The organism is Paenibacillus sp. RC334, from assembly GCF_030034735.1.
GTDB classification, from domain to species: Bacteria; Bacillota; Bacilli; order Paenibacillales; family Paenibacillaceae; genus Paenibacillus; species Paenibacillus terrae_A.
In genome coordinates this window covers 4,146,148-4,162,382 of sequence record NZ_CP125370.1, presented here as the reverse complement: position 1 = coordinate 4,162,382, position 16,235 = coordinate 4,146,148, and the positions used below count along the sequence as shown (strand labels likewise).

Genomic DNA, 16,235 nt, shown 5'->3' with positions numbered 1-16,235 from the left:
GAAACATATAAAGTGAATCTATTCACAATACTATTTTTTAGACAGGAGAGAATCATATGATTCATTTGCAAAAAGAAAGCGGGCGTATCCGCCTTGTGCTGGATGCCTATTTTATGGGAGAGGACATGGTCGTACTTATTTCCGGCGGCGATCAGCCGCATCTGGGAACGATTACAGCAGGCGCCAGACTGGAGCCGATCCAAACCGTTCAATTGCAAGCCCACAAGGAATTTTATATTACCGAAGAAATTGCCGTTCGTTTGCGAAAAGAGTTTGCGGGTAACTTTGCAATTTGCTGCGGGGCGCATATGGACCATGTAACGAAGGACGAAATCCGAATGTTGACGGAAATGGCTATACAATTGGGTAAAGAGCTGATCGATCAACTCAAGCAAAAACGTCTGTAACGACTGTAGCGACCTTTTTAAGAAAACTCCTGAATGAGCAGATTTCGGTATGGATATTTACTGTAAGGATACTTAAAAAGCAAAGCAAAGCCATGATCCTCGATTTGTACGGATTTCAGTGCAGTGGATGGAATCAAGCTGCGGATCATCAGAGTAACCGCACGCTGGTCTTTCTGGTTGATGGCTTTGGCTAAAGCAGAAGCAAAGCATCGATTGCGTGCCAATTCGAGATACAGCGGAAAAACGGCTCTGGCGATGGCGCGGTGAACCCTCGGCTCAAATGTAAACTGGACTGTACCGGGTGGAATCGTCGTTCCGTTCGTATAATACAGCATTGGTGGCTGGGCCAAGAAGGAGATAAAATAGCCGATGCCATTCGTGCCCAGTCCTTGCTTGGCAGCAAATGGCGCTACCGAGCAGAGAAGGGCCTTCATCCGATCCAAATTGCCATGCACTACAGCACGTGACCATTGAACGGCGAAAGAACGACGGGTGGCAATAGCTTTGTAAAATGGCAGCATGGCGGCGGATATTTTCCTGAGCATGTCAGCATTTAAGCGTTTGTGAGGCGAACACCTTCTGCGGGATGTTGCACGATATACCATAGCTCCGACCTCCTAGGCAGGATGCTCTCAGGGAGCGCATTTTATCAGTAATAGGTAAAATACTGTATGCCCGATCACTACGAAAAGTGATTATGTATCCATATTTTGTTGCTAATAATTAACTGTTTTTAAAATTTATTGGTCGAATTTCTGATCATAGAATTTTTCTTCAATTTCTAGTGATGTCTCTATCGCTTTCTTGTTTAATAAATGTGAATAAGTATCTAATGTTATAGTTACACTTGTATGACCCCATATCTCAGAAACTACCTTTGGATGTATCCCGATGGATAACATTAGTGAAGCTGCTGTGTATTCAATTCCCAAAGATTATTTTCAGAGCATACTAACAACAATGGCACTGGTATTTTGATACCAGTGCCATTGTTCAGGCATTTATTCACTTTTTTTCGTAAACTCTGATATTTACCCTAGATAAGCTTTTCATTCAACCACAATATGATTATTATCCACAATCACTTTGTTGTTACTTTTACTTTATAAGGATAAGTTTCACCATCCTCTTCAATATTAAAATGTTTAATTTCATCTGGAGTTGCGGATACAACCAAATAAACAGATTTTTCATCTCCTTGCAAATTCAATGAATTTTTCCCTTTGTTCCACATTGTAGAATATCGGGTATCCCCCGAATGCGTTACGGTAACAATGCTTGCTCTCCAATCAGCGCCTTTTGCTGTGCTTGTTCCTTGGAAATCAATGGTAACGGAAGCTTTGCTCAAATCAACATCTAAAGGAACAATGTTGTAGCCTGTCTGTTGTGGAGCCTTGTTTTCAGGGACGGTCATCCAGCCGCCTTTACCACTTTTCAGTGTTGTATATATCTTTTCATAATTGCCGTTAGTTCTCAAAAGTTCATCTAAATGTTTCAAATAATATTGTTGGCTCTTGAAGTCCATAGTTACCAATCTTCTTGCCATTCCACCCAGTAATTCTTTAGTAGAAACTCCAGTTACCTTTTCCATAGATTCAAAGTAGGTCGTATCTTTTCCGCCGTAAGACAATAAATCCAACATTGCTCGATGGCCAAGTCCGTTGATGTGATCTGGATTTTCATTAATATACAGGAGAATAGGCCATGCATCGTACCAATTCTTTACATGTGGAAAATGTGATTCCGAATTCAGTATAAAGGGGGCAAAAAAGTCAGAGTCTGGACCATATACCGTTCCACCATAACTGTAGTAATCGCTACCCAAATATTCATTACGCAAGAAGTTAGCTACCGCTTCATACCACTCATAAGGGACCTCTCCTCCATTATGATAGGTAAATACATGGCCTAATTCATGAGGAACTACCCAGCTTGGTGGGTCTACACGCATCGCAGCCGGCATCATGACCATGTAAGCAAATGCATCGTTGTCTACTGACATATAAGCCCAATCTTCGTCAATCTTTTTCAGTCCAGTGCTCGCAATGTAAATGTTCGTTTTATATTTTCCAGTTAAATTTGGAGAAGTTCCGATATCCCCCAATCCAAATTTATCCATGTAAAATGAACGGATACTTTCGAGGTTGGCCAAGTTGCCTTGAACAAAATCCCTATTTACTGTTCCAGTTGTATCTCTGTTTCCCCAAATAATTTGAAAATGCTCGGAGGTAGCACGATTTACAGAAGAATCAGATAAAGAATAAAAAGCATCTCTTGCCTTGTATTCGTTTGTATTCTTCGTACTTTCTGTAGTGATAACGCTTTCATAACCTTCAGCTTTTGCCGTTTTGGCAGTGCCTAGTAAATCAGCTACTGCCCCATAGCTTGTTACATTCAATAATAATAAAACCATTAACAAGCAGCATACTAGCTTTTTCATAATTAACACTCCTTTACATTAATGTAGTATATTGATTTCTTTTATATAATAACGCAAATTCCTCGATGCTGAAATGAAAATATTTTAATGTTTTATATTATTTTCCAATAATAAAAGAACAGCCTGCGAAATCAAATTGATTTAGCTGAGAATATTACTTAGTACCTTGATAAAATCAAATTTAAGGATAAGAGGTTTTGATTTTTTTGCTGCTGGATTCGAGTTGGCGAATGGACAGATATAGAAAAAGAAGATTACTATTATCGTTGCGTATACTCATATAGACCTGATGTTATAATTATAAGGACAGTGGCTCTTGTCTATTTTCTAGATCATTGTGCTAATTTGGGTCCTCTACGTGAGACTGCTGAAGGTTTGGGTGCCGATCGTCACCATTATTGTTGAATTGTACCAAAAGAAAAAGAAATAGACCGCTGCCCTACTTTGGTAAGGTAACAGTCCATTTCATGCTACAACCTATTGGCGACCACTCTTCAAAGCGGCTGTTGCCAAAGAGTGAGGATATTAGTGCATCTAAGCTTCTTTAGCTCTTGACTACATTTTATATAAAGGCCAATGATCTCGACAATTAAGTACAGACGTATTGCGGTAAAATGTATTGTGAACTTTAATCAGAATTGCATATGGCTTTAAAAGATAACCATCATTTTTTGAAATAAGTACTGTCCTGATTTGTAAGATTGTGGTACCCTAGAACGTATATATTGTTATTTTACATATTGGAGCTGAATCAGACAAATGAGTAATTTATACAAAGACCCCCAATCGTCCGATCCTTTTCAGGAGACGAATGGTTATAACGCCCCATTTAATCCGCCCCCACAGCTTCCGCCTACAAACAGTAAAGCTGTTGCTTCGATGGTGCTCGGTATTCTAGCTGTCGTCATTCCCTATCTGGGGTTCATTATCGGCATCATCGGTATCATTTTGTCCAGTCTTTCCCTGAAGGAAATTAACCGTCATGGCGAACAAGGCAGGGGTATGGCTATTGCCGGATTGGTATGCAGCATTATCGGAACACTGATCTATGCATTGATCATCATTTTCATAGTCGTTGTTTTTGTTTTAGCAGCCTCAAGTGGCGACAATCCGTTTTCCGACATTTAATGAAATCAGTGAGCTCATACACTTGTACTCTTCACGATGGGGATTCCAGATGCTATGATGAATGGAGTCCAATCAAGGAGAGTGAAAGTCATATGGCACGTACTCAAACACAAAAAGCGCTAAGCAAGGCGAAGCACGCCGGAAACTACTGCTCTGCACAGAGCCGCAAAACAAATGGTCATTATGGCGAGATATCGCAGCATGTGCGAATGAAGCCAACCAAGCAGGAACAATTACAAAGAATCAAGCACAAGAAGCGAATCGTTCAGAGCGACGCTTCTTTTTTTGTCTTCCGTGTTATTATTTTATTCCAAGTTGTTAAAAAAGGACTTGATAATAATTATCATTCTTGCTAAAATATAAAAAGAAAAAGGAACCCGGCTAGGGGCTCCTTTAGGGTAAACCAATGCTTTACAGAAATAACCAACCTTATTTTGCTTCAAAGGTTTTGCAGTCCGTTTCTTCGGACTTGTGAGTGTCTGTAGGTCTGTTGCTTACGATATAAATGGAGCTTGCGCTACATTTATTTTCTTGAGCCCAGTGTGTACATGAGTTCACTTCACACATAACGTCTTTTGCCATGTTGTTCATCTCCTTATGAGTTGGATGTAATAGGCTAAGCAAATAAATACGGTCAGGCAAGGTAGGACTTGTCCAACTGTGATTACCCTCTTATTGGAAAGAGGGATTTTGCTATGCCTACTTGTACAATATCAAATGAATCTTAAAATTGCAATGTTTGCTTCAAACAAAAGCTGTCCTCCATGCAGAGCGGAATACCCCTCTGACGGAGAGCAGCTTTTTTGCTGTCTGAACATATAACAATAACGGTACTAAAATGACTTAGCGAACGGCAGGGATATCCACGATCGGGTCAATGTCAGCCTCGTAATCCACACCCTCAAATTCAAAGCCAAACAGTTTAAAAAATTCGCGGCGATATCCTTCAAGATCAGACAGCTCGTAGATGTTGTCTGTCGTCAGCTCGTCCCATATTTTCGCTACCTCAGCCTGAACATCTTCTCGTAGCTCCCAATCATCAATGCGAATACGTCCTTCCTCATCCACAGGAGTTTCCGGAGCATAGAGACGCTCGGAAAACAGACGGTAGCTCTGCTCCACGCAGCCTTCATGTAATCCTTTTTCCTTCATTACCTTGTACAAAGCGGAAATATACAGAGGTACGACTGGTATAGCAGAGCTGGATTGAGTGACCAGTCCTTTGGTGACTGCCACGAAAGCGCGTCCGCCTGTGGCTCTCAGTTGATCATTCAGCTGATGTGCTGTCGCTTCCAGATGATCCTTTGCACTTCCGATCGTACCTTCTCTGTATACCGCTTGGGTAATGTCTGAACCGATATACGAAAAGGAGAAGGTGGTCGCGGAATCAGCCAGCACACCGCCCTCACGCAAGGCGTCGATCCACAACTGCCAGTCTTCGCCGCCCATAACCTCTACAGTCCCCTGCACTTCTTCATTTGTCGCTGGTTCCAGTGTAACGCTGCTCACTTCGCCAGTGTGGAAGTTGACTGTTTTATTTGTGTACGGCTTGTCAATGGGTTTGAGCACGGAACTAAACGTTTCACCTGTACGGGGATTGGTGCGGCGACCGGAAGCGACACTGTACACCACCAAATCGACTTGCCCCAACTCTTCGCGAATGACGTCCACCGTTTTGGCTTTGATTTCATCCGAGAAGGCATCCCCTGTCACGCTAAAGGATTTAAGCCCTGCTTCCTGAGCAGCCTTTTCGAATGCAGCGGAATTGTACCAGCCTGCCGATGCTGTCCGTGTAGCTGTAGCATTACTAGGACGATATACGCCGATTGTATTGGCCCGCGCTCCGAATGCAGCCGTAATGCGGGAAGCCAGGCCATATCCGGCAGATGCCCCGATCACAAGCACATTGCGAGGTCCCTCGATAGCAGGATGGGCTTGCACATAGTTAATTTGTTCCTGAACATGTCGGGCACACCCCACTGGATGAGCAGTGGTACAGATAAAGCCGCGTGTTCTTGGTTTGATAATCATTTTATTGTAATTCCTCTCTTCTTGTAGCAATCTTCACCCTTACTATTTTAACTTTTAACAATTTTTTTTCAAACGTGGATTTTATAGAGCCTTTCCTGGACAAAAGTGAATCCCGTATGCAGGGTGGCAAGTGCCTAAGAGCCTGCATATGATGCCGTAACGATAAATATGAGAAGGGAGAGAGCTGCTTGAAGAACAAGAGCCGAAAGACCACCAGAAGCAAAAAGCCGCTCTATCGTGTAATTGACCCGGATATGAATGAATTAAGTATGATACAGCGCTTGAAGCCACAGCCTGCGGAGAGGGAGACAGAAGCAAGACTTCATCAGGTTGCTTCTCCGCCTCCCCCAATGGTAGAGGAGGCGGAGCTACAGACCATTGCCGAGCCCGAAGTCCCAATCGGGGACGGGACGGAGAATAAAGATGCAGGTGCAGCAGAGGAAACTCAAGTATTGATGGATGTGCCCGAAGAGCCTGAGCTTCTATCTGAGCCTCTATCTGAGCCTCTGTCTGAGCCCCCGTCTGAGCCATTGCCTGAAGCGATTGACGTCGAAGAAATTTTGAACAATAAAAAGGCGCCACATGTAAACAATGCTTTCATCTATACAGACGATTTAAGTGATCTGGCTGTAACCGGTGAGAAGATCGCTCCCGCCTCCATAGATTCCAGCAAGCTGAAGCAAGAGAGCGTCCAAACGGAAACTCTGGCGGATTATGCTGTTCATACCATTAAAATAGCTGACGGTGCAGTAACTTCTTCGAAAATTGCCCCGGATTCCATTACGGTGGAGCATCTGTCGGACGCATCGGTGGCAGGCAGCAAGTTGCAGGATCGTTCCATTGGCGGTGAGAAGCTTCGTGATGGCAGCATCACCCCGGAAAAGCTGGCCGATAAGATTATCAGCAGCGATCATATCGCGAATGGCTCGATTGAAAGCCGACACTTTAAGCAATGGATTGTGTCTTCAGAAATGCTTCAGGATCAGGCGATCACCTCTGATAAAATTCGCAGCGGCACAATCCAATCTAACAATTTGGCCAATGAGGCCGTCGACAGCTCCAAGCTTGGAGATCAGTCTGTGACCACGTCCAAACTGCGGGATGGGGCTGTGGATGGCTCTAAAATTCAGGCTGGCAGCATTGAAAGTGCACATTTAACGGAGCATGCCATCACTGCCCGGCATCTGGCACCCGGTTCGATTAACCGCAAGCAGCTTTCCGACGGAATTGTGGGCAAGGAACAACTGGAAGAAGGAGTTGTCAGTGGGCGTCATCTGGAGTATGAGGCCGTCACCAGTGCGCATATTCAGGCTGGAGCGATTGAAAGAAAGCATCTGAGTCCCGGCTCCATTGGGGAAGAGCAGCTTGGAACGGGCCAAGTAACAGCTCGTCATTTGGCAGACCGGAGTATCCAGTCCAACAAGTTGGCGGATCAATCTGTAGGCTCGCTGCAAATTGTCGATCAATCCGTGACTTCATCCAAAATATCGGATCAAAGCATTTTACCGCACAAAATCGCCGATGAGGCGGTACTTACCAGACATATTGCCACAGCGGCTATACAAGGCCCTCAGCTTGCTCCGGAGGCGGTCTCTTCATTACATCTTCAGTCCGAAATTATTCGGGAAAATCATATTGTAACGGGTGCAGTTACGGAGCATCATTTACAGTCCGGGGCTGTCACGAGCGAGAAATTAGGGAAGGGCGCAGTTCTGGATCACCATGTGGCGAATCAGGCGGTCAAGGAAAATCACATTGCTTCGAACGCTATTAAGCCTGACAAAATTGCTGACGAAGCGATTACGGAAAGCAAAATTGCCGCAGGGGCGGTAACCAGAAATAAAATTGCGCCTCAAGAAATTGCAGATGTACACATTGCATCCGGGGCTATTCGTGAAAACCATCTGGCGGACAAAAGTGTGGGTGGTAAGGCATTACAGGCTGAGTCCGTTCGTTCGGCGCATTTGGCCGTGGGTTCTGTGCTAAGTGAACATATCGGGAACGGAAGTGTGGGAACCTCGGCTTTGCAAGGGCAGTCTGTTACCGCAGACATATTGGGTGAAGGCGCTGTTCAAACAGGGCATCTGGCGAGTGGAGCGGTGTACTCCCATCATTTGCAGGATCATGCGGTAACTTCGCTGAAACTGTCGCCAGAGAGCGTAGCTACGGATAAAATTAATGATCTGGCGATTACAGCTCCTAAATTGGCAGAGGGCAGCGTAACTTCCTCCAAGCTGTCCGCACGTTCCGTGCAGCCGTGGCATATCACGGATAAAGCTGTACAGAGCAATCATCTGGCTGTTGAAGCGGTGGAAGCGAATCATCTCGCTCCTGAATCCGTCACCTCCAACCATTTGCAATCTGCATCGGTCCTGACCAAGCATCTCGCCCCGGATAGCGTATCTGGTCATATACTTCAGGCGGAAAGCGTCACCTCGGAGAAGCTGGCGGCTCGGGCCGTGCAAGCGCCCAACCTGGCGGAAAGCAGCGTCGGTCCTGCACATTTGGCTGCGCAAGCGGTACACACCCAGCATTTGGCAGCCGGAGCGGTACAGGAAACGGCACTGGCTCAGAACGCGGTGAAGTCCGAGCATCTTGCACCGGAATCCATCCAATCGGAGCATTTGCAAAACGGGGTCATTCAGGGAGAGCATATCGCATTCCAGGCCGTGGCGACCTCGGCCTTACAGGATGAAGTGGTCACCTCTGTCAAATTGGCGGAGGAAAGCGTAACTTCTACCAAGCTGTCTGCCCATGCAGTGCAGTCCGGGCACATTTCAAACGAGGCGGTCCAAAGCAACCATCTGGCTGTGGCAGCTGTCGATTCGGCGCATCTGGCAGCCGGAGCGGTCACCTCGGTACATCTACAAGCTTCCACGGTGCTTACGAGACATCTGGCCCCGGATAGCGTATCCGGTCGTGCGCTCCAAGCGGAAAGCGTCACCTCGGAAAAGCTGGCGGCGCGCTCGGTACAAGGAATGAACCTCGCAGAAGGCAGCGTCGGTCCTCCGCATCTGTCTGCGCAGGCCGTACACCCCCGGCATCTGGCAGTTGGAGCGGTACAGGACAGAGCGCTGGCAGAGGGAGCTGTGAAGTCCGTGCATATCGCACCGGAGTCCATCCAGCCGCATCATCTGCACATCGGAACCATTCAGGGCGAGCATATCGCATCACAGGCGATATCGACCGATGCTTTGCAAAGTGAGTCTGTTACGTCCGACAAACTGGCGGAGGAAAGTGTAACCTCCACCAAGCTATCTGCCCATGCAGTGCAGTCTGGGCACATTACAGATGAAGCCGTACAAAGCAGCCACCTGGCTGTGGCGGCTGTGGATTCGACACATCTGGCAGCCGGAGCGGTCACCTCGGTTCATTTGCAGGCTTCCTCGGTGCTTACGCGACATCTGGCCCAGGATAGTGTATCCGGTCGTGCGCTCCAAGCGGAAAGCATCACCTCGGAAAAGCTGGCAGCACACTCGGTGCAAGCGACGAATCTCGCGGAAGGCAGCGTTGGCCCTGCACATTTGTCTGCGCAGGCCGTACATCCCCAGCATCTGGCAGCCGGAGCGGTACAGGACAGAGCGCTGGCAGAGGGGGCTGTGAAGTCCGTGCATATCGCACCGGAGTCCATCCAGCCGCATCATCTGCACATCGGAACCATTCAAGGCGAGCATATCGCATCACAGGCGATATCAACCGATGCTTTGCAAAGTGAGTCTGTTACGTCCGACAAACTGGCGGAGGAAAGTGTGACGGCCGCCAAGCTGTCCGCCCACTCGGTACAGCCGTGGCACATTACGGACGAAGCGGTGCAAGGGAACCATTTGGCAGAAGAAGCGATTCAATCGAGCCATTTGGCCCCGGAAGCCGTCACCTCTGACCATTTGCAGGCTTCGGCGGTGCTTACGAGACATCTGGCTCCGGATAGCGTATCCGGTCGTGCACTTCAAGCGGAAAGCGTCACCTCGGAAAAGCTGGCGGCGCGCTCGGTACAAGGAATGAACCTCGCGGAAGGCAGCGTCGGTCCTGCACATTTGTCTGCGCAGGCCGTACATCCCCAGCATCTGGCAGCTGGAGCGGTACAGGACAGAGCGCTGGCAGAGGGGGCAGTGAAGTCCGGGCATATCGCACCGGAGTCCATCCAGCCACATCATCTGCACATCGGAACCATTCAAGGCGAGCATATCGCATCACAGGCGATATCAACCGATGCCTTGCAAAGTGAGTCTGTTACGTCCGACAAACTGGCGGATGAGAGCGTGACGGCCGCCAAGCTGTCCGCCCACTCGGTACAACCGTGGCACATTACGGACGAAGCGGTGCAAGGGAACCATTTGGCAGAAGAAGCGATTCAATCGAGCCATTTGGCCCCGGAAGCCGTCACCTCTGACCATTTGCAGGCTTCGGCGGTGCTTACGAGACATCTGGCTCCGGATAGCGTATCCGGTCGTGCGCTCCAAGCGGAAAGCGTCACCTCGGAAAAGCTGGCGGCGCGCTCGATACAAGGAATGAATCTCGCGGAAGGTAGCGTCGGTCCTGCACATTTGGCTGCGCAGGCCGTACATCCCCAGCATCTGGTAGCTGGAGCGGTACAGGACAGAGCGCTGGCAGAGGGGGCAGTGAAGTCCGTGCATATCGCACCGGAGTCCATCCAGCCGCATCATCTGCACATCGGAACCATTCAGGGCGAGCATATCGCATCACAGGCGATATCAACCGATGCTTTGCAAAGTGAGTCTGTTACGTCCGACAAACTGGCGGAGGAAAGTGTGACGGCCGCCAAGCTGTCCGCCCACTCGGTACAGCCGTGGCACATTACGGACGAAGCGGTGCAAGGAAACCATTTGGCAGAAGAAGCGATTCAATCGAGCCATTTGGCCCCGGAAGCCGTCACCTCTGACCATTTGCAGGCTTCAGCGGTGATGACCCGGCATATTGCGCCGGGAAGTGTATCTGTTCACGCGCTCCAGGCAGGGAGCGTGAACGCTGAGAAGCTTGCGCTTCGGGCAGTGCGTGCTTCGAATCTGGCGGAAGCCAGCGTAAGCTCCGTACATCTGATGGAGCAAGCAGTACACCACCAACATCTGGCTGATGGGTCGGTACAGGAATCAGCGCTGGCAGAAGGCGCGGTGCAATCAAGGCATATCGCATTGGATTCCGTCCAGTCGGAGCATCTGCAAGCAGGTGCCATCCAGCCGCAGCATATAGGCTGGCAGGTGGTGTCGGAAGACGCAATGCAGGAAGGAGCGGTTACGTCCAGCAAGATCGTGAATGGAGCGGTACAGTCCTGGCATGTGGCCGAGGAGTCCATTGAAGGCCGACATATTGGCGAGGAAGTCATTGATACGTATCACCTGAAGCCAGGGGCGGTGACGCTGGCTCAGCTATCCACAGATATTCACCTCGCGGGGCTTTTGCCGGAGGAAGGTATCAGTGGCGACAGACTCCAGGTAGATAGTGTATCTCGAAGCCATCTGAAAGCTCAGGCCGTCGACAGCGAGGTGCTGAGCCCGGAAGCTGTAGGATCGGAGCATCTACAGACCGCTGCGGTACAAAGCCATCACTTGGCAGAGCAAAGCATTGAAGGGCATCATCTGGTGGAAGGCTCCGTAGGCTCGCGTGAGCTGGAGCTGAACGCAGTGAAGCCGGAGCATCTGAGCATCACCCCGGTTCGTACTTGTGCCAATCAGTCTGCATTGCAGCAGTTTGGCAGAGCGCCGTTTCTTTTGAAGGGCAGCGAAGGAGAGACGGAAGTGACCATTGTATTCGCAGAGCCTTTTATGAACCCGGACTATACGCTGGTAGCGATGACGAACCATCCTCTATTTCATGCGACGCTGAAATCGCAGACGCCGAATGGAGCGGTGATCGTAGTAACCAAATGGAACGAAACCGCGCACAACTACGGTATTGTTTCCTGGATTGCCATCGGTTAGTGAATGTAATTGTGTAAAACTTATAGCGTGCAGACTCACGTATTTTCTGAATACGGGGCTGCACGCCTTTTCATATACTTTTCACACATTTGTTCCACAATTATCCCGAATTCTCCTGATAAGCTAAAGATACTTTAAAGGAGAGGTGATACAATCATGAAAAAATGGACTAAAAATGCAGCAGCCGTATTGACCGTAGTAAGCGTACTGGGAGGAGCAAGCAGTGCATTCGCCGCTACAGCGACACCAACGCCAGCTACAACTGCAACAGCAACGAAAGCACCGGCGGTTACGACCCCGGCTACCAAAGCACCAGCAGTAAAAGCACCTGCGACGAAAACACCAGTGGTGAAAGCACCTGTTAAAAAAGCTGCAACAGCTCATAAATCAACAACAAAAGCGAAAAAAGCTCCAGTCAAAAAAGCGGTTGCTAAAAAAGTAGCCCACAAAGCAAAAACAGTAAAAGTGAAGCATCGTACCGTTAAACATCATGTGAAAAAACATCATGCCGTAAAAACAAAAGCGCCAGCTCACAAAACTCGTGCACACCATGTTGTAGCTAAAAAAGTGGCTCATAAAGCTCCTGTTAGAAAAGTGACTCATGCAAAAACAGTGGTAAAAACAGCTCCAAAAACAGCAGTGAAAACAGCCCCAAAAGCAGCTAAAGTGGTAACAACCAAGAAATAAGGTTGGAGCGCAATTCGCCTCCAGCTCGCCTGGCATATACAGCAGCGATTCATGATAAGAAAAGACGGGACCGGGGACGGTATACCCGTCTTTTGTCTATTTTGCTAGGCTTCTGTTAAGCTTATAGAGAGGATGAAATCATCCAGAACAACGGCAAGGGGTTAAGGTCATGACAAAAATAGTGGTAGTAGATGATGACGTGTTCATTTTGCAATTAATATCTGAATATTTAAAAAAGGAATCCTACGAGGTGGCTTCCTTTTCCAGTGGAAAAACACTGGTAGAGCATATCCGTACCGACCATCCGGATTGTCTCGTTCTCGATATCATGATGCCCGGAATTGATGGACTTTCCCTGTTGACTCAGCTGCGTGAATTTACGGAAATGCCGATTATTATGATCTCCGCTCGAGGGGAAGAAACTGACCGTATTCACGGGCTGGAGCTGGGATGCAGCGATTTTTTAACTAAGCCATTCAATCCTCGGGAGCTGGTTGGCAGAGTCAAAGCCATGCTGAGGCTGACCAAGGCCGGAACATCTGTACCGGACGATAAGGAGGCAGCAGAGGCAGTCGGAAATGTATGTCGTGCGGGCAATCTGTGTATTTTCGCTGAATTTCGTAAGGTAACGGTGGACGGTCAAGAGCTGAATCTAACCTCGCGTGAATTTGATTTGCTGCTGTTTCTTTCGAATCATTTGGAAAGACCTTTTGGCAGGGAGCATCTGATTCAGCAGGTGTGGAGCTATGATTTTATAGGTGATGTGAGGGTCGTGGACGATCTGGTCAAACGGATTCGTAAAAAGCTGGCGGAATGCCACTCTACGCTCGTCATTAATACCGTTTGGGGATTCGGATATAAAGCAACGGTTCAGGAGCAGTAGCCATGCGTACGATGAGAGCTAAAATACTGCTGTCTCTATCCATCGCAATGCTCATTACCGTTTGTATTACGGTGGTTTTGTTCATCAGGCTTATCGACGACCTTCTTGTAAATCAGGCTAAATCCAAGCTTCATGAGCAGGCACGCAAAGCCGTCCATATTATGAGCGACGGAGGCTTTGATCGGCTGGATAACGCTGAGCTTAACTATGTTATCAAAGGTATGCTTTTGTCTGCCGATTATTTTATTTTAAGCACGGATAACCGCATCATCGACTCCAGTGTTTCTGGAATGGAGGGCAAGAAGATAGAGAGTTTGCTATTGATCCGTCAGGGTTTTTTTGCATCCGTTCATCCGTCTGCCCATGATCTGGCTACCGTACATGAAGGGGTTGCTGTGCTCCAAGGTAAAAAGATACTGTTTACAAATGAAGAACTGCCCGGGCAGCCTTTTCGTATTTTTGTATATTCACCGCTGTCTTCTTTAAGAGCGCTGTATGTGCCATTAATGAGAACCACGCTGCTATCCATTGTCGCGAGCTTTGTCGTCATTCTCGTCATTGGACTGATGGTCGTTTCACGTCTGGTGCGCCCACTCAAACGTCTGAAGGAGGCCGTAGGCAACTACGAGCCGAATCAACCACAGGATAGTGATTTTCCACAAGCGGACAAAAGTGAGATTGGCGAGCTGATCGGTACTTTTCACTCCATGTCTACCCGTATACAGCAGCATCACCACGGTCAAATTGAATTTTTGCAAAATGTATCTCACGAGCTAAGGACACCGTTAATGTCCATTCAAGGCTACGTTTACGCCATTCAGGATCAGGTGGTATCCCAGGATGAGGGGCTGAGTATCATTAAAGTGCAGTCCCAGCGATTAATTGATATGGTGGAAAAGCTGCTTCAGCTATCGAGGCTGGAGGCGTTGAACGAAGAATGGCCTGTCTCTCTGATTGATCTTAGAAGCATGGCAGAGGACGCTGTTCATTTGTTGATGCCGGTGGCTGCCGAACGCTCGATCTCGCTTCGCGTGGAGGGGGAGGGCCTGCATGTAGCTGTTCCGGCCGAGCAATTATTCCGTATGATGCTGAATTTGTTGCAAAATGCGGTTCGACATACCTCCACGGAGGTTGTCATCCATTTGGAGGCGGGAACGACACCGGAGGTTGTATGGATAATCCATGTGGATGACGACGGAGAAGGTTTAACCGAAGAAGAGGCGGCTGAGGTGTTTGGACGATTCTATACCGGCTCGAACGGTGTTACAGGTCTGGGATTGGCTATTTGCCGCCAAATTGCCTCCCGGCTGAACGGAGAACTGATCTGCACACGCTCGCCATTGGGTGGAGCACGGTTCAGCTATATTCAACGCATGTTATAAATGAGTGCAAAAAATGGTTAAAAATGATCGTTTTTCTGGATAAACATTCCGTTAATATAACACAATATGACAGGTTTTAGGTATTATTGCAGATATAGCTTGACTGGCGGGTACTAAACTGAGTAAAATTAATCGTATATACCTTGACTCTTGAACGTCGTTTTTTTAGATAGTGGTCAATAATAGTGGTTAATAATAAATGAAAGAGTGATGAGATGAACCGCCTTTTGGAAGTGAAGGACTTAACGATATCTTTCAAGACCCGCCAGGGACTAGTGCAGGCCATTCGTGGCGTAAACTTTCATGTCAATAAAGGAGAGACGCTGGCGATCGTGGGCGAATCCGGCTCAGGCAAAAGTGTAACTTCACAGGCTGTGATGAAGCTGATTCCGACCCCCTCCCGGTATTTATCAAAAGGGTCAAATTATTTTTGACGGACAAGAGCTGATTAATAAAACGGAAAAGCAGATGCAGAAAATTCGCGGTAAGGAAATCGGACTGATTTCTCAGGACCCGATGACCTCGCTTAACCCGACGATGAAAGTCGGCAAGCAAATCACGGAAGTGCTTTTCAAGCATGAAAAAATATCCAGGGATGCTGCTCATAAACGTGGTATTGAGCTGCTTAATCTGGTAGGTATTCCACATCCGGAGCAGCGTTTTAACCAGTATCCGCATGAGTTCAGTGGTGGTATGCGTCAACGTGTCGTTATCGCGATGGCATTGGCTGCCAATCCGAAGCTCCTGATTGCCGATGAGCCGACGACTGCACTGGATGTAACGATTCAAGCTCAAATTTTGGAGCTGATGAAGGACCTTCAAAAGAAGATCGACACTTCCATCATCTTTATTACCCATGATCTTGGCGTTGTAGCGAAGATGGCGGATCGTGTTGCTGTTATGTATGCCGGACAAATCGTGGAAACGGGTACAGTTAATGAAGTTTTCTATAACCCGAAACATCCATATACATGGGGACTTCTCGCTTCCATGCCAAGTTTGGACAGTCACGGTCAGAAGCTGGCAGCGATTCCGGGTACACCTCCTGATTTGCTTCATCCGCCTGTAGGGGATGCTTTTGCAGCCCGCAGTGCTTATGCGATGAAGATTGACTTTGAGAAAGAGCCTCCGCTCTTTCAATTATCCGATACGCATTTTGTGAAATCATGGTTACTGCATCCGGATGCGCCTGCGGTTGAGCCGCCAGAAGCGGTAAAGGCCAAGCTTCGCAAGCTGGATAATGCATTTGAAAAGCCCGTTTTGGTAGAACAATACGGCGGTTAAGGTGTAATGTAGTTTGTAAATAAACCGAGTCAAAATAAAGAAGGGCTGTTCTCTCCG

At 47.8% G+C, this 16,235-nt stretch carries 11 protein-coding genes and 1 pseudogene; 8 read left to right on the top strand and 4 right to left on the bottom strand.

What is annotated here, in order from left to right:
* Window positions 1–56 precede the first annotated feature (56 nt).
* On the top strand, window positions 57–407 hold the full coding sequence (lpdD, locus tag QMK20_RS19110) for a prenylated flavin chaperone LpdD (RefSeq protein WP_283652888.1): 351 nt from the start codon (window positions 57–59) through the stop codon (window positions 405–407).
* A 17-nt stretch (window positions 408–424) separates the two neighbouring features.
* On the opposite strand, the gene QMK20_RS19105 is transcribed toward lpdD, so the two are convergent.
* Both QMK20_RS19105 and QMK20_RS19100 read right to left on the bottom strand, forming a co-directional pair.
* Window positions 425–1,012 (bottom strand): hypothetical protein, encoded by a 588-nt coding sequence (locus QMK20_RS19105; RefSeq protein WP_283652887.1) that lies wholly within the window; start codon window positions 1,010–1,012, stop codon window positions 425–427.
* 476 nt (window positions 1,013–1,488) lie between these two features.
* Window positions 1,489–2,847: a DUF6055 domain-containing protein gene (locus tag QMK20_RS19100; RefSeq protein ID WP_283652886.1), complete on the bottom strand. Its 1,359-nt coding sequence runs from the start codon at window positions 2,845–2,847 to the stop codon at window positions 1,489–1,491.
* A gap of 759 nt (window positions 2,848–3,606) precedes the next feature.
* Here QMK20_RS19100 and QMK20_RS19095 point away from each other — a divergent pair.
* Both QMK20_RS19095 and QMK20_RS19090 read left to right on the top strand, forming a co-directional pair.
* Window positions 3,607–3,975 (top strand): DUF4190 domain-containing protein, encoded by a 369-nt coding sequence (locus QMK20_RS19095; RefSeq protein ID WP_283652885.1) that lies wholly within the window; start codon window positions 3,607–3,609, stop codon window positions 3,973–3,975.
* A gap of 92 nt (window positions 3,976–4,067) precedes the next feature.
* Window positions 4,068–4,331, top strand: coding sequence for a hypothetical protein (locus QMK20_RS19090; RefSeq protein ID WP_283652884.1), 264 nt, complete (start codon window positions 4,068–4,070; stop codon window positions 4,329–4,331).
* Between the two features lie 73 nt (window positions 4,332–4,404).
* Here QMK20_RS19090 and QMK20_RS19085 read toward each other — a convergent pair whose 3' ends face one another.
* Both QMK20_RS19085 and fabV read right to left on the bottom strand, forming a co-directional pair.
* Window positions 4,405–4,557, bottom strand: coding sequence for a DUF1540 domain-containing protein (locus QMK20_RS19085; RefSeq protein WP_081473770.1), 153 nt, complete (start codon window positions 4,555–4,557; stop codon window positions 4,405–4,407).
* Between the two features lie 261 nt (window positions 4,558–4,818).
* Window positions 4,819–6,006 carry an enoyl-ACP reductase FabV gene (fabV, locus tag QMK20_RS19080; RefSeq protein WP_283652883.1) on the bottom strand — a complete coding sequence of 396 codons (1,188 nt, stop codon included), beginning with the start codon at window positions 6,004–6,006 and terminating at the stop codon, window positions 4,819–4,821.
* Between the two features lie 188 nt (window positions 6,007–6,194).
* Between fabV and QMK20_RS19075 the strand changes: the two genes are divergently transcribed.
* From QMK20_RS19075 to QMK20_RS19055, 5 genes and pseudogenes are all read left to right on the top strand, one after another.
* Window positions 6,195–11,942: a WIAG-tail domain gene (locus QMK20_RS19075; protein ID WP_283652882.1), complete on the top strand. Its 5,748-nt coding sequence runs from the start codon at window positions 6,195–6,197 to the stop codon at window positions 11,940–11,942.
* A 156-nt stretch (window positions 11,943–12,098) separates the two neighbouring features.
* Window positions 12,099–12,629 (top strand): hypothetical protein, encoded by a 531-nt coding sequence (locus QMK20_RS19070; protein ID WP_283652881.1) that lies wholly within the window; start codon window positions 12,099–12,101, stop codon window positions 12,627–12,629.
* Window positions 12,630–12,798: 169 nt separating this feature from the next.
* On the top strand, window positions 12,799–13,512 hold the full coding sequence (locus QMK20_RS19065) for a response regulator transcription factor (protein WP_283652880.1): 714 nt from the start codon (window positions 12,799–12,801) through the stop codon (window positions 13,510–13,512).
* A 2-nt stretch (window positions 13,513–13,514) separates the two neighbouring features.
* A complete protein-coding gene (locus QMK20_RS19060) occupies window positions 13,515–14,894 on the top strand; it encodes a sensor histidine kinase (protein ID WP_283652879.1) in 1,380 nt (459 codons plus the stop codon).
* Between the two features lie 215 nt (window positions 14,895–15,109).
* A pseudogene (locus QMK20_RS19055) lies at window positions 15,110–16,178 on the top strand (ABC transporter ATP-binding protein).
* The last annotated feature ends 57 nt before the right edge of the window (window positions 16,179–16,235 follow it).

What these genes read in the sequence shown, in the direction of transcription:
- lpdD (WP_283652888.1), top strand. Translation starts at nt 57, where the DNA reads ATGATTCATTTGCAAAAAGAAAGCGGGCGTATCCGCCTTGTGCTGGAT.
- QMK20_RS19105 (WP_283652887.1), bottom strand. Translation starts at nt 1,012, where the DNA reads ATGGTATATCGTGCAACATCCCGCAGAAGGTGTTCGCCTCACAAACGC.
- QMK20_RS19100 (WP_283652886.1), bottom strand. Translation starts at nt 2,847, where the DNA reads ATGAAAAAGCTAGTATGCTGCTTGTTAATGGTTTTATTATTATTGAAT.
- QMK20_RS19095 (WP_283652885.1), top strand. Translation starts at nt 3,607, where the DNA reads ATGAGTAATTTATACAAAGACCCCCAATCGTCCGATCCTTTTCAGGAG.
- QMK20_RS19090 (WP_283652884.1), top strand. Translation starts at nt 4,068, where the DNA reads ATGGCACGTACTCAAACACAAAAAGCGCTAAGCAAGGCGAAGCACGCC.
- QMK20_RS19085 (WP_081473770.1), bottom strand. Translation starts at nt 4,557, where the DNA reads ATGGCAAAAGACGTTATGTGTGAAGTGAACTCATGTACACACTGGGCT.
- fabV (WP_283652883.1), bottom strand. Translation starts at nt 6,006, where the DNA reads ATGATTATCAAACCAAGAACACGCGGCTTTATCTGTACCACTGCTCAT.
- QMK20_RS19070 (WP_283652881.1), top strand. Translation starts at nt 12,099, where the DNA reads ATGAAAAAATGGACTAAAAATGCAGCAGCCGTATTGACCGTAGTAAGC.
- QMK20_RS19065 (WP_283652880.1), top strand. Translation starts at nt 12,799, where the DNA reads ATGACAAAAATAGTGGTAGTAGATGATGACGTGTTCATTTTGCAATTA.
- QMK20_RS19060 (WP_283652879.1), top strand. Translation starts at nt 13,515, where the DNA reads ATGCGTACGATGAGAGCTAAAATACTGCTGTCTCTATCCATCGCAATG.